The organism is Streptomyces sp. NPDC051218 (assembly GCF_044455475.1).
Taxonomy (GTDB): Bacteria; Actinomycetota; Actinomycetes; order Streptomycetales; family Streptomycetaceae; genus Streptomyces.
Genome location: NZ_JBITEU010000001.1, coordinates 840,472 through 862,800 on the forward strand (window position 1 = coordinate 840,472; position 22,329 = coordinate 862,800).

The window sequence follows — 22,329 nt, forward strand, 5'->3', positions numbered from 1 at the left end:
AGCTTCACTCAGCCGAAGGCGGAGCGGAGCGTCAGCAACCCACCAAGCGCGAAGCCAGGTAGCCCTCGATCTGGTCGAGGGAGACCCGCTCCTGCTTCATCGAGTCACGCTCGCGCACCGTCACCGCGTTGTCGTCCAGGGTGTCGAAGTCGACCGTCACGCAGTACGGCGTGCCGATCTCGTCCTGGCGGCGGTAGCGGCGGCCGATGGCGCCCGCGTCGTCGAAGTCGATGTTCCAGTTCTGGCGAAGGGCCGTGGCGAGGCCCTTGGCCTTCGGGGACAGCTCCGGGTTGCGGGACAGCGGCAGGACCGCGACCTTCACCGGCGCGATGCGGTGGTCGAAGCGCATGACCGTCCGCTTCTCCAGCTTGCCCTTGGCGTTGGGGGCCTCGTCCTCGATGTAGGAGTCCAGGAGGAACGCCAGCATCGTGCGGCCTACGCCCGCCGCGGGCTCGATGACGTACGGGGTCCAGCGCTCGCCGGCCTCCTGGTCGAAGTACGACAGGTCCTGGCCCGACGCCTTGGAGTGCGCGGACAGGTCGTAGTCCGTGCGGTTGGCGACGCCCTCCAGCTCGCCCCACTCGCTGCCGCCGAAGCGGAAGCGGTACTCGATGTCAGCGGTGCGCTTGGAGTAGTGGGAGAGCTTCTCCTTCGGGTGCTCGAACCACCGCATGTTCTCCTCGCGCAGGCCCAGGCCGGTGTACCAGTTCCAGCGCTGCTCCATCCAGTACTCCTGCCACTTCTCGTCCTCGCCCGGCTTGACGAAGAACTCCATCTCCATCTGCTCGAACTCGCGGGTCCGGAAGATGAAGTTGCCGGGCGTGATCTCGTTGCGGAAGGACTTGCCCATCTGCGCGATGCCGAACGGCGGCTTCTTGCGCGAAGTCTGCTGGACCTGGGCGAAGTTGGTGAAGATGCCCTGCGCGGTCTCGGGGCGCAGGTAGGCGACGGAGCCGCTGTCCTGCGTGGGGCCGAGGTGCGTGGAGAGCATGCCGGAGAACTGCTTGGGCTCGGTGAACTGGCCCTTGGTGCCGCAGTTGGGGCAGTTGACTTCGGCCAGGCTCTCGGGCGGACGGCCGTGCTTGGCCTCGTACGCCTCTTCCAGGTGGTCGGCGCGGTGCCGCTTGTGGCAGGAGAGGCACTCGGTCAACGGGTCGGAGAACGTCGCGACGTGACCCGAGGCCTGCCAGACCTCCGTGGCCAGGATCACCGACGAGTCGATGCCGACGACGTCCTCGCGCGAAGTGACCATGTAGCGCCACCACTGGCGCTTGAGGTTCTCCTTGAGCTCGACGCCGAGCGGCCCGTAATCCCAGGCGGCACGCTGGCCGCCGTAGATCTCACTGCACGGGTAAACAAAGCCACGGCGCTTGCTCAGGCTGACGATGCTGTCGATCTTGTCGGCGGCCACGGTGCTCTCTTCATTACGACGGTGGGCGAAGCGAATGGTTCAGGTTACCGGCGGCCTTACCCCACTTATCAAATCGGTTCCGGTCGAGCTTCCTCCCACACCGCTAGTTGACAATCGTTTCCAGATTTGTTGAAAATGAGTGTCATGAACGTACGTCGCCTCATACCCACCGTCGCCGTCGCCTCCGCCACGGTTCTCGGGCTCACGGCTCTGTCCGCCTGCTCGTCCTCCAGCGCCGCGGACAAGAACGGCGACGGCAAGCTGAACGTGACCGCGTCGTTCTACCCCATGCAGTACCTCGCCCAGGAGATCGGCGGCGACCACGTCTCCGTGGACACCCTGACCAAGCCGGGTGTCGAGCCGCACGACCTGGAGCTCAGCCCGCGGCAGACCGCCGAGCTGGGCGAATCGGACTTCATCCTGTACCTCAAGGGCATCCAGCCCGCCGTCGACGACGCCATCGGCCAGTCCGGCGTGAAGAACACCGTGGATGCCGCGGAGCTCACCCACCTGGAGAAGCACGGCACCGGCGTCGGCCACGACCACGGCCACGAGGGCGAAGAGCACTCCGAAGAAGAGCACAGCCACGAGAACGAAGCCGGCGCCGACCCGCACATCTGGCTCGACCCGGTGAAGTACGCCGAGGTCGCCGAGGGCGTCGGCAAGGCAATGGAGAAGGCCGACCCCGACCACGCGGCGGCGTACAAGAAGAACACGAAGGCCCTGGTCGAGAAGCTCGGCGCGCTGAACACGAAGTTCGAGGGCGGCCTGAAGGACACCAGGAGCAAGACCTTCATCACCACGCACTCCGCCTTCGGCTACCTCGCCGAGCGCTACGGCCTCGACCAGGAGTCCATCGCCGGCATCGACCCCGAGTCGGACCCGAGCCCCGCCCGCGTCAAGGAACTCCAGGACATCGCGAAGAAGGACGACGTGTCCACGGTGTTCTTCGAGACCCTCGCCAGCGACAAGACCGCCAAGACGCTCGCCGGTGACGCGCACCTCAAGACGGATGTGCTCGACCCGCTGGAGGGAATCACGGGCAAGTCCAAGGGCGATGACTACATCGGGGTCATGGAGTCCAACCTCGCCGCGCTCCAGAAGGCTCTCGGCGCGAAGTGAAACGGCCAGCAGCAGCATCGGAGACACCCGTGATGGAAGCCAGCCAGCCAGTACCGCCCGTCATATCCGTGCGGGCGGCCACGGCCACCCTCGGCGCGCGTCCGGTGCTGCGCGGCATCGACCTCACCGTCGGGCGCGGTGAGGTCGTGGCGCTGCTCGGCGCGAACGGCTCGGGCAAGTCCACCGCTGTGCGCTCGGTGATCGGCCAAGTCCCCCTCACCGGCGGTGACATCAGCCTCTTCGGCACTCCCCTGAAGCGTTTCAGGCAGTGGGCCCGCATCGGGTACGTGCCGCAGCGCACGACGGCAGCGAGCGGCGTTCCCGCGACGATCCGTGAGGTCGTGTCGGCCGGACGTCTGTCGCGTACGAAGCTGTCGAGGCTCGGCGTGAGCACCAAGGCGGACCGCGCTGCGGTCGACCGGGCGATCGGGCTCGTCGGCCTCGGCGACCGCGCCAAGGACTCCGTGAGCGCCCTGTCCGGCGGCCAGCACCAGCGCGTGCTCATCGCTCGCGCGCTCGCCTCCGAGCCCGAGCTGCTGATCATGGACGAGCCGATGGCGGGCGTCGACCTGGCGAGCCAGGAGATCCTCGCCCAGACCCTGCGCGAGCAGGTCGCTGCCGGTGCGACGGTGCTGCTCGTGCTGCACGAGCTCGGCGCCCTGGAGCCGCTGATCGACCGCGCGATCGTGCTGCGCGACGGCTGCGTGACCCATGACGGTCCGCCGCCCAAGGCCACGGGACAGCACGCGCTGCCCGGCCACGACCACGTACATCCGCACTCGGCCGACGAGCACGAGCCGATCCGCACGGGACTGCTGACCTGATGATGGAAATCTTCCAGACCGAATTCATGCAGCGGGCGCTGATCGCCGCCGTCCTCGTCGGCATCACGGCCCCCGCCATCGGCATCTACCTCGTCCAGCGCCGCCAGGCCCTGATGGGCGACGGCATCGGCCACATCGCCATGACGGGCGTCGGCCTCGGCTTCCTGCTCAATTCGAGCCCCGTGTGGATGGCGACGCTGATCGCCGTCGTCGGCGCGGTGACGATGGAGCTGATCAGGGCGTACGGCAAGACGCGCGGTGACATCGCCCTGGCGATGCTCTTCTACGGCGGCATGGCGGGCGGTGTCCTGCTGATCAACCTCTCGGACACCGGCTCGAACGCGAACCTCTCCTCGTACCTCTTCGGCTCGCTCTCGACGGTCTCGGACTCCGACGTCACAGCGATCTGCCTGCTCGCGGCGTTTGTGGTCCTCGTCACGGTCGGCCTGCGCAAGCAGCTGTTCGCGGTGAGCCAGGACGAGGAGTTCGCGCGGGTCACGGGGCTTCCGGTGCGGGCGCTGAACCTGCTGATCGCGGTCACCGCGGCCGTCACGGTGACCGTCGCGATGCGCGTCGTGGGCCTGCTCCTGGTGAGCGCGCTCATGGTGGTGCCGGTCGCCGCGGCCCAGCAGATCACCCGCTCGTTCAAGGTGACGTTCGTCCTGTCGGTGGTCATCGGCACCGCCGTGACACTGTCCGGCACGGTCACGTCGTACTACCAGGACGTGCCGCCCGGGGCGACCATCGTCCTGATGGCGATCGGCGTCTTCGTCGTCCTGACGGCGCTCGCGACACCGCTGGCCCGGCGCCGGGCGCGGGCCGCGACCGCCGCCGATGCGACCTGCACGGCGGACGCCCCGAAGGACCTCCCGGGGGCGCGGCCCCCGGCGGACGAGGTCACCGTCTGAGAGCGAGCTGGCACAATGGCCCGGCGGGATATGACAGATGTGCGGGCGATCGTGCGAGTTTTCAGTTGAGGAGGCACCTGTGACAACGGCTGCGGGACCCCCGGTACGAGGCCGATCCACCCGGCAGCGAGCCGCTGTGGCGGCGGCCCTGGGCGAGGTGGACGAGTTCCGCAGTGCGCAGGACCTGCACGACATGCTCAAGCACAAGGGCGATTCGGTGGGCCTGACGACGGTCTACCGGACGCTCCAGTCCCTCGCCGACGCGGGCGAGGTCGACGTGCTGCGCACCGACGAGGGCGAGTCGGTCTACCGCCGCTGCTCCACCGGTGACCACCACCATCACCTGGTCTGCCGGGTGTGCGGCAAGGCGGTCGAGGTCGAGGGCCCGGCGGTCGAGAAGTGGGCCGAGGCGATCGCCTCCGAGCACGGGTACGTGAACGTGGCGCACACCGTGGAGATCTTCGGCACGTGCGCGGAGTGTGCGAGCAAGTAGCGCCGTACGTATACGGGAGGGCCCCCACCGTCGAGCTGACGGTGGGGGCCCTCCCGTATACGTACACCTACCGCTAACTGTCGGCGATCTGCTGCTCGTTCGGGATCGCCCCGCCGAAGCGGCGGTCGCGCGAGGCGTATTCGAGGCAGGCGCGCCACAGGTCACGGCGGTCGAAGTCCGGCCACAGGACGTCCTGGAAGACCATCTCGGCGTAAGCGCTCTGCCACAGCAGGTAGTTGGAGGTGCGCTGCTCGCCGCTCGGGCGCAGGAACAGGTCGACGTCCGGCATGTCCGCGTAGTACAGGTACTTCGCGAAGGTCTTCTCGCTGACCTTGGAGGGGTCGAGCCGTCCCGCCTTCACGTCCTCGGCGAGCGCCTGTGCGGCGTCCGCGATCTCCGCGCGGCCGCCGTAGTTCATGCAGAAGTACAGGGTGAGCTTGTCGTTGCCCTTGGTCTGCTCCTGGGAGATCTCCAGCTCCTTGGCGACCGACTTCCACAGCTTGGGCATCCGGCCCACCCAGCGCACCCGGATGCCGAGTTCGTCGAGCTGGTCGCGGGTCTTGCGGATGAAGTCGCGGTTGAAGTTCATCAGGAACTTCACCTCGTCCGGGGACCGCTTCCAGTTCTCGGTGGAGAAGGCGTAGAGCGAGATCGCCCCGACACCCATCTCGATGGCGCCCTGGAGGACGTCGAGGACACGCTCGGCTCCGACCTTGTGCCCCTCGGTGCGCGGCAGACCGCGCTCCTTGGCCCAGCGTCCGTTGCCGTCCATGACGATCGCCACGTGCTTGGGCACCAGCTCGCCGGGGATCTTCGGCGGTGTGACGCCCGAGGGGTGCGGCTCGGGGGTCTTGTACTCACGGCGGGACCGTCCGAGGATTCCGCGTCGTGCCATGGGGGGCTCTCTCCTACCTAGCTGTATCTGTGTTACGTGGTCTTCTCTACGTACCGCAACGAGCGCAGCCCGCGCTCCAAGTGCCAGTGCAGATAGGCGGAAACAAGCCCGCTGCCCTCCCTGACATGCCGCGCCTCGCACGCGTCCGCCGTCTCCCAGTCTCCGGTGAGCAGCGCGCCGAGCAGGCCGAGGGCTTCCATCGAGGGTACGACGCTGCCGGGCACCCGGCAGTCGGCGCAGACCGAGCCGCCGGCGGCGACGGAGAAGAAGCGGTTCGGTCCGGGCATTCCGCACTTGGCGCAGGAGCTGAAGCTGGGTGCGTACCCGTTCACGGCGAGGGAGCGCAGCAGGAACGCGTCGAGGATGAGGTGGGGCTCGTGCTCGCCGTTGGCGAGGGTCCGCAGGCCGCCCACGAGCAGCAGATACTGCTGCACTGCGGGCTCGCCCTCATGATCGGTGAACCGCTCGGCGGTCTCCAGCATGGCCGTGCCGGCGGTGTAGCGCGCGTAGTCGGTGACGATCCCGCCACCGTAAGGAGCGATGGTCTCACTCTGTGTGCACAACGGAAGGCCGCGTCCGATGAGTTCGCTGCCGCGCGCGAAGAACTGCACATCGACGTGTGAGAAGGGTTCGAGCCGCGCCCCGAACTTGGACTTCGTGCGCCGCACGCCGCGCGCGACGGCACGGACCCGGCCGTGACTGCGGGTGAGCAGCGTGATGATGCGGTCCGCCTCACCCAGCTTCTGGGTGCGCAGCACGACGCCGTCATCACGGAACAGACTCATGGACCCATTCTCGCGTACGGGGCCGACAGCCGTGGCCGGGGTCGTACCGATCCGCTCCGCCCTCTGGCCATATCGCTCACGCCTGCAAAAATGCCCGCATGAAGAGTGAGCTGTTCTCCACGGAGCACATGGCCCAGCAGTCCGTCGTCCCCGGGATGACCCTGCAGAACGCCAAGTCCATCAAGTACGCGGTCAACGGCGAGATGCACGCTCGGCAGGGCGCGATGATCGCCTACCGCGGCGACCTTCAGTTCGAGCGCAAGGGCCAGGGCATGGGCGGCATGCTCAAGCGGGCGATGACCGGTGAGGGTCTGCCGTTGATGGCGGTGCGCGGCCAGGGCGAGGCGTGGTTCGCGCACGAGGCGCAGAACTGCTTCATCGTCGACATCGAGCCGGGCGACGTCCTGACCGTCAACGGCCGCAACGTCCTGTGCTTCGACGCGACGCTCTCGTACGAGATCAAGACGGTGAAGGGCGCGGGCGTCACCGGCGGCGGCCTCTTCAACAGCGTCTTCACCGGGTCCGGGCAGCTGGGCCTGGTCTGTGACGGCAACCCCCTCGTCATCCCGGTGTCGCCGCAGCAGCCGGTGTACGTCGACACGGACGCGGTGGTCGGCTGGACGGCGAACCTGGACACCACGCTGCACCGCTCGCAGTCCATCGGCTCCATGATCAGGGGCGGTTCCGGCGAGGCGGTGCAGCTGCTGCTGCGGGGCGAGGGATACGTGATCGTGCGGCCGAGCGAGCTGACCCCGCAGAAGCCGCAGCAGCACTAGCCCCGGCGGGCGGGGCCGGGCCGGTCCGGGTGACTGATCGCTTCCCAGGGGGCGAGACTCCACGGGCTCGTCCGGTTCGCCGGGTCCAGGAGCGCCTTCAGGTGGGCGTCGGACGCGGCCTGAGGCGCGGGGAAGTCCGCGTCCCGCGTCCCCTGGAGACTGTCCCGCCACACCTTCCTGCCGAGCAGATAGTGGTCGGCGTACTCCTGCCAGGAGGAGTACGTCCCCGCCACCGTCGGCACGACGTTCTTCAGCCGGGCCCAGGTGTCGGCCTCGCTCAGCATCCCGCAGGCGTAGCCGCGCCGTGAGATGTCCACGTAGAGCGCGATGTCCCACGCCAGCGGTGCGATACCCAAGCGCCGCTGGGCCATGGCGCGGTAGCCGGTGCTCGCGAGCCCGCTCAGGCGCCCGAGCAGCTGCTCGGGCGCGGTGATCTCCCACTGCTCGGCCAGCCACGTCCGCGCCTTGCCGTCGTCGATGCGGGTGAAGGGATACAGGGTCGTCCGGGAGGCGTCCTTGTCCCGGCTGACCGGCGCGCTCAGCGACACCATCCACAGCTGGTGCATGGTCAGCGGCGTCGGGTACTTGGACTCGACCTTGGGTTTGCCCCACTTCCATATGGCCATGCGCCCGCACCTTACGTGACGCGACTTCGCCTACGTCACGGGACTTCGCCCCGGCTCCGCGCGTTCGCATAAGCGGTCGCGGCGCGCAGCCGCTCCGCCGTCGTGGCGGTCCTGAGCGCGTCCGGCGCACAGTCCCACTCCCGTCCGCCGCCGAAGGGTCGGAGCTGGACATAGGGCCCTTCGTGGCCCATGACCCGGCCCACCTGTCCGGTACGGGTGTCCACGGCGTAGGCGCCGATCGGCAGGTAGAGGTTCATCCCGCCCTCAATTCATTCCGCGGACAAGGGGCTTCACGGGCCAGGATGTGGGGTCGACCCGCAATCCGGACAGAATAATTCCGGCCCCTGCGGGTGCGGTGCGCAATTCCTTCATCGTCTCCTCCGCTTCTTCGGCGCATTGCGCCGAGTTCACCTTGCCGTCAACCATGACGTGGCTCCCCTTTCCCATCGGATTTCACGCTTCGTGCCTCGATGGTGACCGCTCCGGCCTACACTCGTGAGGGGTCTGCGCTCTACAACTGCGGCGCAGCGAAGGGTGGTTGGCCATGGCCAATGGTTCGCGGCAGGCAGCGTGGGAGTTCTTCGGAGCCGAGCTGAAGAGACGCCGGGAGGACGCGGGGCTCACGCAGTCCTCGCTGGGGCTCCAGGTTTTCGTGTCCGGCGCGTACATCGGCCAATTCGAACAGGCAATTCGCAAACCGCAGTTGGACGTAGCTCAGCGGATCGACGAGATTCTGCAATCAGACGGTATTTTCGAGCGGATGTGCCGCAAACTGATCGACGACAAGCGGTATGCGGATTACTTCGCTCACGTCGTCGAGTTGGAGCGCCTGGCCACGAGGATCTGTGAGTTCGCGCCCGCATTGGTGCCAGGCCTGATGCAGACCGCCGCATACGCGCGGGCGGTGACGGTGGCGATGAACCCCTTCGCACCGGACGAGTACATCGAGGAGAAGGTAGCGGGCCGTCTGGAGCGTCAGTCCATCCTCAAGGACGCCACGCGGCCCGCGTACTGGGTAATCCTCCACGAGCATGTGCTGCGCATTCCGGTCGGCGGCCCAGCCGTCATGGCGGAGCAGTTGGAACGCTTGGTAGCCCAGGCACGGGAGCGCACGGTGCTGGTCCAAGCACTGCCATACGCCGCTGGGCCGTACGCCGTGATGAACGGGATGCTGGCGCTCATGGAGTTCGAGGACGCGCCTCCAACGGCCTATACAGAAGCCGTGTATTCGGGGAATCTGCTGGACGACCCGGCAGTGGTGAAGCGCTCGTACTCGGCATACGATCTGCTCAGGGCCGCCGCGCTGTCGCCGCAGGCGTCCCTGGACCTGATCGAGTCGGCGGCGGAGGGCTACAGACGATGCGCGAGTACGACCTGAGCAACGCACGCTGGCGCAAGAGCACCTACAGCGATGGCAACGGCGGCAGTTGCGTCGAAGTCGCCTACGACTTCATCGGCGCCGCCCGCTGGCGCAAGAGCAGTTACAGCAACGGCGAGGGCGGCAACTGCGTCGAGGTGGCCGACGGAGTCCCCGGTATCGTCCCCGTACGCGACAGCAAGGACCCCCAGGGACCCGCCCTGCTGATCAACGCCCCCGCCTGGCAGGCCTTCGTGACCGGTCTGCGGCCTACTGGCGGCTGATCGACCGCGTGACGCCCGCCGCGATCGTCGTGGCGAGGGTCCAGCCCATGATGACCAGGGCGTACCCGAGCCACTGATACGCGCCCCGCGAGGCATACGCGTGCTCCTGGCCGAAGTCGATGATCGGGAGCAGCAGGTCCAGCGTGTAAAAGACGGGGTTGAACTCCGCGGCCTCCTTCGGCTTCAGCGCCACCGGCTCCCGCACCGCGTACGTGACGGAGCCGATCAGGAGCAGTGAGAGCAGCCAGACCGCCGCCCGCGTGGGCCGGAAGCCGTAGCCGACGGTGACGTCCTGAAGGTGGCCCCAGGCCTTGGCGTACCAGGGCAGGGTGGTCCGGTGGCGGCGCAGCTTGGCGAGCTGGACCTTGCGTGCGGCGGCGTCGTCCCCGATCCGGCGGTAGGCGGTGGACAGTTGCTCGTACGCGTACGGGACGTAGCCGTCGGAGTCACGTCCGAGGATCTGGAGCCGACGCTCGGCAGGCTCGTGCGGGTCGAGCGTGGTGTAGGTCAGGCCGTCGAGCCGGACCTCGTCCGGCCAGGTCTCCGGGGCGATGCGCAGCAGGTCGAGCTGGGAGCGGCGCAGGGTGAGGGAGCCCTCGATGGGGGCAGCCTCCTTGAACCACAGTTCGCCGACGGCGAGGCTGCTGGCGCGCAGGGCCATGCCGCCGGGGTTGGACAGGCGCGCGTGGGTGAAGTTGAGCTGGCCCGGTATGCGGGCGCCCCGCAGGTTGATCCGCCCCCGCGCCGTGAGCCGCATCGCATGCAGATCGGTCCCGGCACTCAGATTCGACGCCTGGAGCGCAGTGCCCCCCGGGTTACTGAGGACCGCGTCGTCGAACGTGATCGTCCCGGCGACGACCGCTCCCGCGAGGCGGACCATCCCGTGGGCGGTGAAGCCCTGGTCGGCGGTCAGGTCGTCGTCGATGGTGACGCGGTTGAGGGTCAGGATGGGCTCGTCGGGGTCGCGGGCCGCCCCTTCCTCGCCCAGCCGGGCCCGGTCCAGGAAGAGAGCCCCGGAGATGCGCGCGCCGCCCAGCCGGACCTTTCCCCGGACGCGGACTCCGGTCATCCGCAGCGAGCCGTCGACCCGCAGTCCGACCCCGCACAGGCCGGGGAAGATGGACCAGCCCAGGTTTAGCTGCCGTAACTGCGCACCGTAGATGTCCAGTTCCTCGTCGAAGTAGCATGCCCAGAGGTGGATCGCCCCCGCGACCTCCGCGTACTGGAGGTCCAACTTGCCCGTGATGCGGGCTCCGTTGAGCCGCAGGTAGGGCGTCTCGCCCTCTTGGCGGGGCCCGTCGATGAGCAGGGCCCGGAGCACGTCGGCGCGCACGGTCCGCTCGGGGCCCCAGTCGGCGCCGAGATCGGCGGGTTCCCTCGTGCGCTGCCGGAAGTCGACGAGTCGCCCCAGCGGGAACGCGTCCCACACCTGTCGCTCGGCCTCGCTCAGATCCCTGATCTCCACCGGCGCGACTCTTGCGCGGGACGGATCACGTGTCAACCGGCCGCTACCGCACGGCGATAGCGCACCTCCGCCCGCCCCGTTCCCTCCATCTCCCCCTCGCCGACGACCACGAACCCCGCACGGACGAGCACCGCCCGGGAGCCCTCGTTGTCGTGATCGGTGGCCGCCCGCAGGGCAGTGAGCCCGTACTGGGCGCCGGCGACCTCGCAGACCTGCCGTACGGCGGACGTAGCAAGACCCCGCCCCGCCGCCCTCTCCGCGATGCGATAGCCGAGCTCGGCCTCCCCGTCCGCCACGTCGACGAGATTGACGCGCCCGACCACGGCGCCCTCTCCATCCACCAGTACGTGGAAGTGGCAGGCTCCCGTGGCCTGTTCGGCGAGCAGGGCGGCGAGTCGCGCATCGAACTCGGTGAAGTAGGCGTCACCACGGTCGGGCACGTACTTCGCGAAGTAGGCCCGGTTCTCACGCTCGAAGGCGAGCAGGGCGGGGGCGTGATCGGCGCGCAGGCGCTGGAGTTCGGGCATGGCGGAAACCTATCGCCAAGCGGGCGTGGGCGGCGTTGTCAGTGCCGGGCGGTAGCGTCCGTTGCCGTCACCCGAACCGCCCCTCGCCGAGGAGATGCCGTGGTCAACGTCATGGGCACCGCCTACTCACCCATACCGGAGCTGAATCTGCTCAAGGAGTTCCACGACGGCCCGGGAAAGGCAGGCTTCGCCGACGGGTTCGAGATGTACGAGTACGGGCGGCGTGACGCCGGCCTCGTCGAGTGGCTGGACATGACCGACACCCCGGAGCTGCGGGCCCGCCTGGACCGTCTCGTGCCCTTCGCCCAGGCCACCGGCTCCGGTTCGTTCTACGCGCTGTGGCGCTGCGACGACCGTGCCGATCTCGCGACGCTGCCCGTCGTCCTCTTCGGGGACGAGGGCGACCTCGACGTCGTCGCCTCCGGGCTGCGGGATCTGTTCCGGCTGCTTGCCATCGACCACGAGTGGTATCTGCCCGAGTGGGAGTGGGACGAGGACGAGGAGCACAGCCTGGGGCACGGGGAGTATCTCGCCTGGCTGGAGGAGCGGTTCGGCCTCACCGCGCCCGAGGACGCCGACCTCATCATCGACGGCGCACGGGACGCGTACGGCCTGCGCTTCATGGACTGGCTCCTGGAGTTCTGCCCCGAGTACGTGGTCGACGCACTCCGAGAGAACCTCGACGAGTAGCCAGCCGCTACTGACCTACTTCTTGACCGGCGGGCAGTAGCCGGTGTCGGCGCCGATGGAGTTGATCTCGGCGTTCGACCGCGAGTCGCCCACGTAGTTGATCTGGTCCGTGCAGCTGACACCGGGCTTGTTGGGGGTGCCCGAGGGCTTGTCGCCCTTCTCCGGGGTGGGGCAGGTACCGGTGTCCGATCCGATGGAGTTGATCTCGGCGTTCGACCTCGGGTCGCCCGCGTAGTCGAGCTGGTCGGTGCAGCTCTTCCCGGGCTTGGCGGGGGCGGGCGACGGCTTCTCGCCCTTCACCGGGGTGGGGCAGGTGCCGGTGTCCGCGCCGATGGAGTTGATCTCGGCGTTCGACCTCGGGTCGCCCGCGTAGTCGAGCTGGTCGGTGCAGCGCTTCCCGGAGTCGTCCGGGGCGGCCGACGGCGCCTCGTCGGCGGAGGTCTTGCCGGTCTTGCTGGTCTCGCCGGTCTTGGACGCGGAAGCGGAAGCGGCGGAGGAGGAGGACGAGGCGTCGTTGCCGCCGCCCTGGCAGGCGGTGAGCCCGAACGCGGCGACGGTGATCACCATGGCGGCTGCGGCCTTGCGGGCGTGGAGGAGGGTGGCGTGCGACATGTTCTCACCGTTCTGTCGGGGGGTGCGGGGTTCGACAGGACAAGACTGTCCGCCGCCGCTGGTGATCCAGCGCCGTCCGGCTAACGCTCCACTAACGTGTCGGCGAAAGCCCCCGCCGCACCTCCACGCTCAGATCCCGCCCGTCGAGCACCACATGCACCCGCTCCCCCGCCGCCGTCACCCGCGTCCGCGCCTGCACCCCCTCCGGGAGGCCGGGGAGGACCGGGTTCACCCCGCACTCCGTGCGCACCCTGTCGAGGAGTTCCCGCAGCTCCTTGGGGGCGGGGCGCGTGCCCAGGTACCAGGCCACGCCATCGCCGTACGCGTGGCGGGTCACCGCCGGGGTGCCCTCGGGGGTCGTGGTGACCGCTTCCGCGCCTTCCAGGTGGATCTCCTCCGACCAGGTGCCGTCGGGGCGGGGGTCGAACTCCTCCACGCGCAGGCCGAGGAGCTCGCGGAAGGGGGCCGGGTAGCCGCCGAGGTGGACGCGGTCGTGTTCGTCCACGATTCCCGAGAAGTAGGACATGACCAGGGTGCCGCCCCCGTGGACGTACGCGCGGATCCGTTCCGCGGCTTCCTGCGTCACCGAGTAGAGGTTGGGGACCAGGAGCAGGCGGTACGGGGCGAAGTCCCCGTCCACCGGGACCACGTCGCAGGCCACCGACGCGTCGTACAGCGGCTTGTGGTGGGCCAGGGCCGCGTCCAGGAGCGTCACGTCCGTGCTGGGGTGTGCGTCCAGTTCCAGGGCCCACCAGCTGGGCCAGTCCAGGAGCAGGGCGGCGTCCGCGCGCTCGGGGCGGGAGCCGAGCAGGTCGGGGTGGCGGGCCAGTTCCGCGCCCAGCTCCCGTACCTCACGGAAGATCCGCGTCTCGCGGCCCCCGTGCGGCACCATCGCCGAGTGGAACTTCTCCGCTCCCCCGCGCGACTGCCGCCACTGGAAGAACAGCACCGAGTCCGCGCCGTGCGCCACCGCCTGCCAGCTGTCGAGGCGCATCCGGCCCGGCGGCTTCCTGCCGTTGCGCTCACGCCAGTTGACCGCGCCCGGCGCCTGTTCGAGGAGCAGCCACGGCTGACCGCCCTTCAGGCCGCGCATGACGTCGTACGAGAAGGCCGTTTGGTGGAGTGACTCCGGGTCGTGCGGGTCGGGGTACGAGTCGTAGGAGATGACGTCCAGGTGCGGGGCCCACGCGAACAGGTCCAGGGTCTTGGCCACCGGGACGAAGTTCGTGGTGACGGGGATGTGCGGGGTGATGCGGGTCAGGACCTGCTTCTCCGCCAGGTAGCAGGCGAGGAGTTCGTCCGACGAGAAGCGCCAGTAGTCCAGCTGCTGGGCCGGGTTGCGGAACGACGGGGCCTTGCGCGGGGTGTGGATCTCCTCGAACGTGCCGTAGCGCTGCGACCAGAAGTCCGTCGACCACGCGTCGTTCAGGGCCGCCACGGTGCCGTAACGCTCCCGCAGCCACCCGCGGAACGCCGCCGTCGACACCTCGCAGTGGCAGTGGCGTGAGATGTGGCAGCCGTATTCGTTGCCGATGTGCCACAGGGCGAGGGCGGGGTGCGTGCCGTAGCGCGTGGCGAGGCGTTCCGCGAGGCGCACGGCGTGGCGGCGGTGGACCGGGCTCGACGGGCACCAGTGCTGGCGGGAGCCGGGGTGCAGTCGGGTGCCGTCCTCCAGGACGGGCAGGGTCTCGGGGTGCAGGCGCGTCAGCCACGGGGGCGGGGAGGCCGTCATCGTGGCCAGGCTGACCGCGACGCCCGCCTCGGCCAGGCGGTCCATGTGCCCGTCCAGCCAGGCGAAGTCGTACGAGCCCGGGGCGGGCTCCGTCCTGGCCCACGAGAAGATGCCGAGCGTCACGAGGTTCACGCCCGCCTCGCGCATCAACTCGGCGTCCTCGGTGTGGACTTCCGGGCCCCACTGCTCGGGGTTGTAGTCGCCGCCGTAGCCGAGCGACGGCAGACGGGAACGGAAGCGGGCCATGCCCTGATACTCGGTCACGTCATCCGACCTTTCGCAGCTCACCGTCGTCGAAAACCGCGACCATCACCAGGCTGCCGCCCAGCGCTTCGACGTACCGCGCCATCACATCCGTGCCGGATACCCGGCCGCTCTCGATCTGCGAAACCCTGCCTTTGCTGACCCCCATACGCTCGGCCACCTGCGCCTGGGTATACCCCCGCTCCTGGCGCATCTCGACGAGACGCCACGCACGCGCCTCGGCCAGCATGCGCTGAGCACCTTCGAGGAACTCACCCCGCCCACCGGCCAGTTCCTCCGCGCGCTCACGGTGTCCACTCGCCGACCACCTGATGTGTCCGCTCACTTCCCCAGCTCCTTCTCACGGTCGGCGACGTACTGCGCGTAACGACGCTCAGCCAGAGGGATCGCCTCGTCGTACCAGGTGACCCAGTTCCCTGCCTTGTCACCCGCGACCAGGAGGATGGCCGAGCGCCAGGGATCGAACATGAACAGGACGCGCACCTCGCTCCGTCCCGCCGAGCCCGGCCGCAGCTCCTTCAGATTGTGCAACGCGGACCCTTTGATGCGGTCGACCAGCGGCCTCCCTTCCGACGGTCCGTGACAGGCCAGGATCCAAATTGCCTGGTTCACCAGCGTGTACGAAACGGGATCGGCCTTCTCGAGATCGTTCAGCCATTGGTCCACCTCGTCGGTCAGGTAGATGTCCCAGTGCTCTTCCACTCCTCAGCCCCTTCGAGAGTTTAGCATTCACTAAACACTGGGCGCATGCCGCCGCGAGCCCCGAGTCGGAAGCCCTCACCCGGACGGGGTACCTGCCGTCCGGAGCCTTGACCGGCCCTCCGGCCCCTCTTATCGTCGCCACGCCACCATGACGTAGGACGTGGGATCTCTCAAGGGAGACACAGTGAGCGACCACAAGACCCGCATCGGCTCAGCCGGACCCACCGGACCCGCGCCGGACCGCCGGTCCTTCCTCAGGTACACCGGTGCGCTGGGCGCGGCCGCCACCATCACCACCACGCTCTCCGCCTGCTCGTCGGGGCCCGAGTCCACGAACGACGCCGGAGGTGGCGGCGGCAAGGGCGGCGACTCCACCCTCACCGCCGTCATCGGCTATGGCAACGACGGCAGTTGGGACCCGACGCAGACCGCGTCCGCCTTCGCGATGGCCGGCAACGAACACATCTACGAGGGGCTTCTCAACACCGACCCGATCACCCGCGAGCCGTACGCCGCGCTCGCCACGGAGGTTCCCACCGACGACAAGGCGACCACCTGGAAGTTCACGCTGCGGCCCGGCGCCAAGTGGCACGACGGGAAGCCCGTGACCGCCGACGACGTGGTGTTCGTCTTCGACCGCATCCTGGACCCGAAGACGCAGACCCTGGCCAAGGGCTTCTTCGAGAGCTGGCTGAAGGAGGTCAGGAAGGTCGACGCGACCTCCGTCGAGCTCATCCTGAAGTTCCCCTTCCCTGACGGCCTCGCCCGGCTCTCCCTCGCCAAGATCATGCCGAAGCACGTCTACTCCAAGCCCGGAGCCTGGGACGACGCGACCAAGGGCAAGGCGATCGGCTCAGGACCGTACAAGCAGGCCTCGCACGCCCCGAAGTCCAACACCACCTTCGAGGCCTTCGACGACTACAACGGCCCCCGCAAGGCAGCCTTCAAGAAGATGAACTGGCTGACCATCGTGGACGCGGCACCTCGCGTCGCGAAGATCTCGGGTGGCAGCGCGGACTCGGAGATCGCGGACAACATCCCGTACGCCAACATCGAGCAGCTCAAGAAGGGCGGGCTCACCGTCGAGGGCGGGGCGGGGATGAACAACCTGTTCCTGATGTTCAACACCGCGCACAAGCCCTTCGACGACGTACGCGTGCGCCAGGCCCTGCACTACGCCATCGACACCGAGAAGATGATCGAGGTCGCGCTCAAGGGGCATGGAAAGGCGTCGACTTCGTTCCTCAACGAGTCCAACCCCGCCTACCGCCCCGCGAAGACGGTCTACGCGTACGACCCCGAGAAGGCGAAGAAGCTCCTGAAGGAGGCCGGGGTGAAGGATCTCTCGGTCAACCTCATGGCGGTGAACGTGAGTTGGATCGTCGACTGCCTGCCGACCATCAAGGCCTCGTGGGACGCGATCGGCGTCAAGACGACCCTGGACCCGCAGGAGACCACGGCCGTCTTCACCAAGATGGACCAGAAGAAGGACTATCAAGTCGTCGCCGCCGCATCGAATCCCAACCAGTTCGGCATCGACCCCGACCTGATCATGCACTACAACTACGGGCCCGAGAACCTGTGGATGGGGTACGCCCGCTGGGCGGGCAACTCCACGGCCAAGAAGCTCTTCAAGGACATGGACCAGGCGACGCGCGAGCCTGACGCGACCAAGAAGAAGGCCATGGTCCAGGACTACATCGACGTCGTCGCCGAGCAGGCGGTGATCTATCCCGTAGTCCACAACGAGCTGATGACCGCCTGGGACCCGAAGAAGCTCACCGGCATCAAGGCCCAGCCCTACCCGGGGATCAACCTGCTCCAGGCCAAGTGGGCGACGTGACCGCGGTACTCCGAATCCTGGCCCGCCGCCTCGCCCTCCTCGTCCCGCTGCTGCTCGGCATCGTCCTGTTCGTCTTCCTCGTCATGCGGTTCTCGGACGTCGATCCGGCGTCGGCGTTCTTCCAGGGCGCCAACCCCACCGAGCAGCAACTGCACGACTTCCGCGAGGAGAACGGCCTGCTCGATCCGCTGCCGGTGCGCTATGTCGCGTTCGTCGGCGATCTGGTCCAGGGCGACATGGGCATCAGCGTGCTCACCCGCTCACCGGTGGTGGACCAGGTCACCACCGCCCTTCCGCTCACCCTCCAGCTGACCTTCATGGGCCTGGGCATCGCGGTGGTCATCTCGCTCCTTCTCGGTGTGACCGCCGCGATCTACCGCGACCGGCTGCCCGACCAGCTGATCCGCGTCATCTCGCTGACCGGTGTGGCGGCACCCGGCTTCTGGCTGGCGCTGCTGATGATCCAGTACCTGGCGGTGGAGGCGGGCTGGTTCCCGACCGGCGGATACGTCAACCCCGGTGATTCGCTGAGCGGTTGGCTCAAGACGATGACGCTCCCCGCCTTCGCGCTCTCGCTCCCCGTGGCCGCCGGGCTCACCCGCATCATCCGTACGGCAGTCGTCGAGGAACTCGACAAGGACTACGTACGGACGGCGATCGGCAGCGGTCTGCCGCCGGTCGTGGTGGTCGGCCGCAACGTCCTGCGCAACGCCCTCGTCAACCCGCTGACCGTGCTCGGACTGCGCGTCGGCTATCTGCTCGGCGGCGCGGTCGTCATCGAGACGATCTTCTCGCTGCCCGGCATGGGGAAGCTGATGATCGACGCCGTGAAGAACGGCGACCCGGCCGTCGTGCAGGGGGTCGTCATCACCACGGCCGTCGGGTTCGTCGTCGTGAACCTCGTCCTCGACATCCTCCACCTGCTGGTCAATCCGCGCCTGAGGGGGTCCGCCTGATGATCACGTCGCGCAAGGCTCTGGCCGAGCGGCTCTCGCGGCCCGGCGTCCGGCTGCGCTCCCTGCGCAGGCTGCCGGTCCTCTCCCGGATCGCGGTGGCGGTCGTCGGCGTGGTCGTCCTCGTCGCGCTGTTCGCACCCCTGCTCGCCCCGCACGACCCGCTCGACCAGCAGCCCCAGGTCGACGGCACCGGGCACCCGTCGGGCGACCACTGGATGGGCCAGGACAGCCTCGGCAGGGACATCCTCAGCCGGCTGATGTACGGGGCGCGCTGGTCCCTCGCGATCGGGCTCGGGGCGACGCTGCTCGCCCTGGTCGTCGGCGCGGTGCTCGGGGCGATCGCGGCGACCTCGCGCAAGGCGGTCGACGAGACGCTGATGCGGTGCCTGGACATCGTCATGGCGTTCCCCGGCATCGCGCTCGCCGCCGTGCTCGTGGCGGTCTTCGGGGGCGGCATCCTCGTCCTGATCTGCGCCATCGCGTTCCTGTTCACCCCGCCGATCGCCCGGGTCGTACGGGCGAACGTGATGGATCAGTACGGCGAGGACTATGTCGTCGCCGAACGCATCGTCGGCGCCCGCACCCCGCACATCCTCATCAAGCACGTGGCCATCAACTGCGCGGCGCCGATCCTGGTGTTCTGCACGGTGCAGGTCGCCGAGGCCATCGTCTTCGAGGCCTCGCTGTCGTTCATCGGCGCGGGCGTACGGCCCCCGGACCCGTCCTGGGGCAGCGTCATCGCCGACGGCAAGAACATGGTGCTGCTCGGCGGCTGGTGGGCGACGGTCTTCCCCGGACTCCTCATGCTGATCACGGTCCTTGCCCTGAACATCCTCTCCGAGGGCGTCTCGGACGCGTGGGCGGCGCCCGCGACGCGTGACGTGCCGGGCGCGGCCCGCAAGGAGGACCGCATCGAAGCCCCCGAGCCGGGCAGCGGCAAGGTGCTCGAACTGCCTGGCCTCGCGGATGCGGCGCAGCGCCTGCGCTCACGCGCACGGCCACTGCCGGACGGCACCCCGGTGCTCACCGTCTCCGACCTCACGATCGGCTTCGACGCCCGCCACGGGGGCGTGGACATCGTCGACGGCATCAGCTTCCACGTCAGGCCGGGCGAAGTCCTCGGTCTGGTAGGCGAGTCGGGCTGCGGCAAGTCGCTCACCGCGCTGACCGTGATGGGCCTGGAACCGAAGGGCGCCCGCATCGGCGGCCAGGTCACGTTCAACGGCGAGCAGTTGACGGGCATGCCGATGCGCGCCCGCAGACGGCTGCTCGGCCACGACATGGCGATGATCTACCAGGACGCCCTGTCGTCCCTCAACCCGGCGATGACGGTCCGCGCCCAGCTCAAACAGGTCGTCCGCAGGGGTGGGCGCCGCACGGCGGTCGAACTCCTCGAACTGGTCGGCCTGGACCCGGACCGCACCCTGCGCAGCTACCCGCACGAACTCTCCGGCGGCCAGCGCCAGCGCGTCCTGATCGCGATGGCGCTCTCCCGCGACCCGAAGCTGATCGTCGCCGACGAGCCGACGACGGCCCTCGACGTCACGGTGCAGGCCCAGGTCATCCAGCTCCTGCTGCGCCTGCGCGAGGAACTGGGTTTCGCGCTGATCCTCGTCTCGCACGACCTGGCGCTCGTCGCGGACGTCACCGACCGGGTGGTGGTGATGTACGGGGGCCAGATCGTGGAGACGGGCGTGACGGCGGACCTCGTCGAGGCGCCGTCGCACCACTACACGCGGGGCCTGCTCGGCTCGGTGCTCTCGCTCGAATCGGCGGCCGAACGTCTGACGCAGATCAAGGGCGTCGTCCCCTCGCCGGCCGACTTCCCCGCGGGCTGCCGGTTCGCGGACCGCTGCCCCCTCGCGAGCGAGGTGTGCCGCACGACGGCGCCCGAACTCGTCGGCGGGGCACGGCACTCCATCGCCTGCCACCATCCGGCGCAGCAACCGCCCCCGGTGCCGCGCCCCAGGGGAAGCGAGGCCCTCAAATGACCGCTCTGATCTCGCTGTCCGACGCGCACGTCGTGCACAGGGCCCGCTCGGGCGGTCTGTTCTCCCGTGACCGCGTATACGCCCTGACCGGCGCCGACCTGACCATCGCGCCCGGCGAGACCGTCGGCGTCGTGGGCGAGTCGGGGTGCGGCAAGTCGACGCTCGCGAAGGTGCTCGTAGGGGTGCAGCGGCCCACGGCGGGTTCGGTGTCCTTCCGTGGCAGCGACCTATGGACGATGAAGCCCGCCGAGCGCCGGGCCACGATCGGCCGGAACACCGGCATGATCTTCCAGGACCCGTCGACGGCCTTGAACCGCAGGCTGACCGTACGACAGATCCTGCGGGACCCCCTGGACGTCCACAGGATGGGCAATGCGCCCCAACGTGAGGCACGCGTACGGGACTTGATGGCGCTGGTGGGCCTACCCAAAGCCCTGGCGGACGGACTGCCAGGACAGCTCTCGGGCGGACAGCGCCAGCGCGTGGCGATCGCCCGCGCCCTCGCCCTCGAACCGGAGTTGGTGGTGGCGGACGAGCCGACGAGCGCGCTGGACGTCTCCGTGCGCGCCCAGATCCTCAACCTCCTCCTGGACCTGAAGGAGCGGCTCGGCCTGGCCCTGGTCTTCGTGTCGCACGACATCCAGACCGTGCGAAGGATGAGCGACCGGGTCATCACGATGTATCTGGGCAGAATCGTGGAGGAGTCACCGGCGGAGGAGATCCTTGACAGAGCACGCCACCCCTACACGCGGGCCCTCTTCTCCGCGACCCCCGGCCTCCTCGACCCCATCGACCCGATCCCGCTCGTCGGCCCGGTGCCGTCCGCGACACGACCGCCGAGCGGCTGCCCGTTCCGTACGAGGTGCTGGAAGGCGGACGAGACCTGCGCCGCCACCATGCCGGACTTCGCCTTGTCGGAGAGATCGGCACCATCGGAACAATCTGGACACCGCTACCGCTGCCATCACCCCGTGCGGGACGGCCAGTCCACGCACGAGCTAGTGATCCAGTCCGCCGCCACGGACGCGAGCCCCAGGGAGAGCCCATGACCATGCCCACCCCGCTGACCGGTGTCATTCCGCCCGTCTGCACCCCCCTGACACCGGACCGCGAGGTGGACACGCCCTCGCTCATCAGGCTGGTCGACCACTTGGTGTCGGGCGGGGTGGACGGCCTCTTCGTCCTCGGCTCGTCGTCGGAGGCGGCGTACCTGACGGACGCGCAGCGGAAGACCGTGGTCGATACGGTGGTGGGCCACGTGGGCGGCCAACTCCCGGTCCTGGCAGGGGTGATCGACATGACGACGCCTCGGGTCCTGGACCACGTCCGGGCGGTGACGGCGGCCGGGGCGGACGCTGTGGTGGTGACGGCGCCCTTCTACACGCGCACGCATCCGGCGGAGATGGCCCGCCACTTCCGCCTGGTGGCGGCGGGGTCGCCGGTGCCGGTGTTCGCGTACGACCTCCCTGTCTCGGTCCACTCCAAACTGCCCGCGGAGCTGGTCCTTGAGCTGGCGGCGGAGGGGGTGCTCGCCGGCCTCAAGGACTCCAGCGGGGACGAGGGGAACTTCCGGGACGTGGTGCTCGGCGCGCGGGGGCGCGGGGACGCGCCGGCCTTCAGTGTCCTGACAGGTTCGGAGACGACGGTGGACGCGGCGCTGGCCATGGGCGCGGACGGGGTCGTACCGGGCCTGGGGAACGTGGACCCCGAGGGGTATGCGCGGCTGTACCGCTACTGCCGGGAGGGGGACCTGGTGCGGGCGCGGGCCGAGCAGGAGCGGTTGTGCGGTCTGTTCGGGATGGTGCGGGTCGGGGACGCGGGCCGCATGGGCGGGAACTCGTCCGCCCTGGGGGCGTTCAAGGCGGCCCTCGCCCTCCGGGGCGTAATCGCGTGCCCCGCCACTGCGGAGCCCCAGGTTCCGCTGTCCTCCGGGGAGGTCGAGCGGGTGGGGAAGTTCTTGGCGGGGGCGGGGTTGTTGTAGGCGCCTTTTTAATCCCCAACCCCGCCCCTTCCCGAAAACCCGCTCGGCGCGGGGGCCTTGTCCTCAAACGCCGGACGGGCTGGAT

The 22,329-nt window shown here is 68.9% G+C and carries 25 protein-coding genes; 13 read left to right on the top strand and 12 right to left on the bottom strand.

The features are described 5' to 3' along the window. Positions 1-31: 31 nt before the first annotated feature. Positions 32-1,411 carry a glycine--tRNA ligase gene (locus ACIBCK_RS03875; protein WP_399386454.1) on the bottom strand — a complete coding sequence of 460 codons (1,380 nt, stop codon included), beginning with the start codon at positions 1,409-1,411 and terminating at the stop codon, positions 32-34. A gap of 144 nt (positions 1,412-1,555) precedes the next feature. On the opposite strand from ACIBCK_RS03875, the gene ACIBCK_RS03880 reads away from it, so the two are divergent. The 4 genes from ACIBCK_RS03880 to ACIBCK_RS03895 are packed head-to-tail and all read left to right on the top strand — an operon-like array spanning position 1,556 to position 4,758. Next, positions 1,556-2,533, top strand: coding sequence for a metal ABC transporter substrate-binding protein (locus ACIBCK_RS03880; protein ID WP_399386456.1), 978 nt, complete (start codon positions 1,556-1,558; stop codon positions 2,531-2,533). A 32-nt stretch (positions 2,534-2,565) separates the two neighbouring features. Next, positions 2,566-3,357, top strand: a complete 792-nt coding sequence (locus ACIBCK_RS03885; protein ID WP_399387235.1) for a metal ABC transporter ATP-binding protein — start codon at positions 2,566-2,568, stop codon at positions 3,355-3,357. Between the two features lie 2 nt (positions 3,358-3,359). Then, positions 3,360-4,265: a metal ABC transporter permease gene (locus tag ACIBCK_RS03890; RefSeq protein ID WP_367048997.1), complete on the top strand. Its 906-nt coding sequence runs from the start codon at positions 3,360-3,362 to the stop codon at positions 4,263-4,265. Positions 4,266-4,302: 37 nt separating this feature from the next. Further along, positions 4,303-4,758 carry a transcriptional repressor gene (locus ACIBCK_RS03895; RefSeq protein WP_344527445.1) on the top strand — a complete coding sequence of 152 codons (456 nt, stop codon included), beginning with the start codon at positions 4,303-4,305 and terminating at the stop codon, positions 4,756-4,758. A gap of 73 nt (positions 4,759-4,831) precedes the next feature. On the opposite strand, the gene ACIBCK_RS03900 is transcribed toward ACIBCK_RS03895, so the two are convergent. Beyond that, complete coding sequence (locus tag ACIBCK_RS03900) at positions 4,832-5,653, bottom strand: isoprenyl transferase (RefSeq protein WP_367041711.1); 822 nt, start codon at positions 5,651-5,653, stop codon at positions 4,832-4,834. Between the two features lie 32 nt (positions 5,654-5,685). Then, positions 5,686-6,438, bottom strand: coding sequence for a DNA repair protein RecO (gene recO, locus ACIBCK_RS03905; protein WP_367041713.1), 753 nt, complete (start codon positions 6,436-6,438; stop codon positions 5,686-5,688). A 98-nt stretch (positions 6,439-6,536) separates the two neighbouring features. On the opposite strand from recO, the gene ACIBCK_RS03910 reads away from it, so the two are divergent. Continuing rightward, positions 6,537-7,214, top strand: coding sequence for an AIM24 family protein (locus ACIBCK_RS03910; protein WP_399386459.1), 678 nt, complete (start codon positions 6,537-6,539; stop codon positions 7,212-7,214). Here the strand turns inward: ACIBCK_RS03910 and ACIBCK_RS03915 are convergent. From ACIBCK_RS03915 to ACIBCK_RS03925, 3 genes are read right to left on the bottom strand one after another with little or no spacing between them, the layout of a single operon-like run. Then, the gene (locus ACIBCK_RS03915; protein ID WP_399386461.1) at positions 7,211-7,840 is read right to left on the bottom strand and encodes a DUF1266 domain-containing protein; all 630 of its coding nucleotides are present in this window, start codon (positions 7,838-7,840) and stop codon (positions 7,211-7,213) included. The two genes, ACIBCK_RS03910 and ACIBCK_RS03915, sit on opposite strands and share 4 nt — an antisense overlap. Before the next feature lie 35 nt (positions 7,841-7,875). Further along, positions 7,876-8,097, bottom strand: coding sequence for a hypothetical protein (locus tag ACIBCK_RS03920; RefSeq protein WP_399386463.1), 222 nt, complete (start codon positions 8,095-8,097; stop codon positions 7,876-7,878). Between the two features lie 7 nt (positions 8,098-8,104). Next, positions 8,105-8,266 carry a hypothetical protein gene (locus ACIBCK_RS03925; protein ID WP_399386465.1) on the bottom strand — a complete coding sequence of 54 codons (162 nt, stop codon included), beginning with the start codon at positions 8,264-8,266 and terminating at the stop codon, positions 8,105-8,107. Between the two features lie 118 nt (positions 8,267-8,384). Here ACIBCK_RS03925 and ACIBCK_RS03930 point away from each other — a divergent pair, with 118 nt between their 5' ends. Beyond that, positions 8,385-9,218 (top strand): Scr1 family TA system antitoxin-like transcriptional regulator, encoded by an 834-nt coding sequence (locus tag ACIBCK_RS03930; protein ID WP_399386467.1) that lies wholly within the window; start codon positions 8,385-8,387, stop codon positions 9,216-9,218. After that, positions 9,200-9,481, top strand: a complete 282-nt coding sequence (locus ACIBCK_RS03935; RefSeq protein ID WP_399386469.1) for a DUF397 domain-containing protein — start codon at positions 9,200-9,202, stop codon at positions 9,479-9,481. The genes ACIBCK_RS03930 and ACIBCK_RS03935 overlap by 19 nt, the downstream gene beginning before the upstream one ends. Here the strand turns inward: ACIBCK_RS03935 and ACIBCK_RS03940 are convergent. Together ACIBCK_RS03940 and ACIBCK_RS03945 are read right to left on the bottom strand one after the other, a co-directional pair. Beyond that, positions 9,468-10,946: a membrane-associated oxidoreductase gene (locus ACIBCK_RS03940; RefSeq protein WP_399386471.1), complete on the bottom strand. Its 1,479-nt coding sequence runs from the start codon at positions 10,944-10,946 to the stop codon at positions 9,468-9,470. The genes ACIBCK_RS03935 and ACIBCK_RS03940 overlap by 14 nt on opposite strands. A 32-nt stretch (positions 10,947-10,978) precedes the next feature. After that, positions 10,979-11,473 carry a GNAT family N-acetyltransferase gene (locus ACIBCK_RS03945; protein ID WP_399386473.1) on the bottom strand — a complete coding sequence of 165 codons (495 nt, stop codon included), beginning with the start codon at positions 11,471-11,473 and terminating at the stop codon, positions 10,979-10,981. 99 nt (positions 11,474-11,572) lie between these two features. Here ACIBCK_RS03945 and ACIBCK_RS03950 point away from each other — a divergent pair, with 99 nt between their 5' ends. Next, positions 11,573-12,163 carry a hypothetical protein gene (locus ACIBCK_RS03950; RefSeq protein ID WP_399386474.1) on the top strand — a complete coding sequence of 197 codons (591 nt, stop codon included), beginning with the start codon at positions 11,573-11,575 and terminating at the stop codon, positions 12,161-12,163. 15 nt (positions 12,164-12,178) lie between these two features. Here ACIBCK_RS03950 and ACIBCK_RS03955 read toward each other — a convergent pair whose 3' ends face one another. The 4 genes from ACIBCK_RS03955 to ACIBCK_RS03970 all read right to left on the bottom strand — a co-directional run bounded on the left by ACIBCK_RS03955 (position 12,179) and on the right by ACIBCK_RS03970 (position 15,473). Then, a complete protein-coding gene (locus ACIBCK_RS03955; RefSeq protein WP_399386476.1) occupies positions 12,179-12,775 on the bottom strand; it encodes a hypothetical protein in 597 nt (198 codons plus the stop codon). Positions 12,776-12,866: 91 nt separating this feature from the next. Continuing rightward, positions 12,867-14,753, bottom strand: a complete 1,887-nt coding sequence (locus tag ACIBCK_RS03960; RefSeq protein ID WP_399387236.1) for a beta-galactosidase — start codon at positions 14,751-14,753, stop codon at positions 12,867-12,869. A 19-nt stretch (positions 14,754-14,772) separates the two neighbouring features. After that, positions 14,773-15,096 carry a helix-turn-helix domain-containing protein gene (locus ACIBCK_RS03965; RefSeq protein ID WP_399386478.1) on the bottom strand — a complete coding sequence of 108 codons (324 nt, stop codon included), beginning with the start codon at positions 15,094-15,096 and terminating at the stop codon, positions 14,773-14,775. Then, complete coding sequence (locus tag ACIBCK_RS03970; RefSeq protein WP_399386479.1) at positions 15,093-15,473, bottom strand: type II toxin-antitoxin system RelE/ParE family toxin; 381 nt, start codon at positions 15,471-15,473, stop codon at positions 15,093-15,095. The genes ACIBCK_RS03965 and ACIBCK_RS03970 overlap by 4 nt, the downstream gene beginning before the upstream one ends. A gap of 184 nt (positions 15,474-15,657) precedes the next feature. Between ACIBCK_RS03970 and ACIBCK_RS03975 the strand changes: the two genes are divergently transcribed. From ACIBCK_RS03975 to ACIBCK_RS03995, 5 genes are read left to right on the top strand one after another with little or no spacing between them, the layout of a single operon-like run. After that, positions 15,658-17,316 (top strand): ABC transporter substrate-binding protein, encoded by a 1,659-nt coding sequence (locus ACIBCK_RS03975; RefSeq protein WP_399386480.1) that lies wholly within the window; start codon positions 15,658-15,660, stop codon positions 17,314-17,316. Next, positions 17,313-18,272 (top strand): ABC transporter permease, encoded by a 960-nt coding sequence (locus tag ACIBCK_RS03980; protein WP_399386482.1) that lies wholly within the window; start codon positions 17,313-17,315, stop codon positions 18,270-18,272. The genes ACIBCK_RS03975 and ACIBCK_RS03980 overlap by 4 nt, the downstream gene beginning before the upstream one ends. Then, positions 18,272-20,263, top strand: coding sequence for a dipeptide/oligopeptide/nickel ABC transporter permease/ATP-binding protein (locus ACIBCK_RS03985; RefSeq protein WP_399386484.1), 1,992 nt, complete (start codon positions 18,272-18,274; stop codon positions 20,261-20,263). The genes ACIBCK_RS03980 and ACIBCK_RS03985 overlap by 1 nt, the downstream gene beginning before the upstream one ends. Then, positions 20,260-21,312 (top strand): oligopeptide/dipeptide ABC transporter ATP-binding protein, encoded by a 1,053-nt coding sequence (locus ACIBCK_RS03990; RefSeq protein WP_399386485.1) that lies wholly within the window; start codon positions 20,260-20,262, stop codon positions 21,310-21,312. Before ACIBCK_RS03985 ends, ACIBCK_RS03990 begins: the two co-directional genes overlap by 4 nt. Further along, positions 21,309-22,244, top strand: a complete 936-nt coding sequence (locus tag ACIBCK_RS03995; protein ID WP_399386487.1) for a dihydrodipicolinate synthase family protein — start codon at positions 21,309-21,311, stop codon at positions 22,242-22,244. The genes ACIBCK_RS03990 and ACIBCK_RS03995 overlap by 4 nt, the downstream gene beginning before the upstream one ends. The last annotated feature ends 85 nt before the right edge of the window (positions 22,245-22,329 follow it).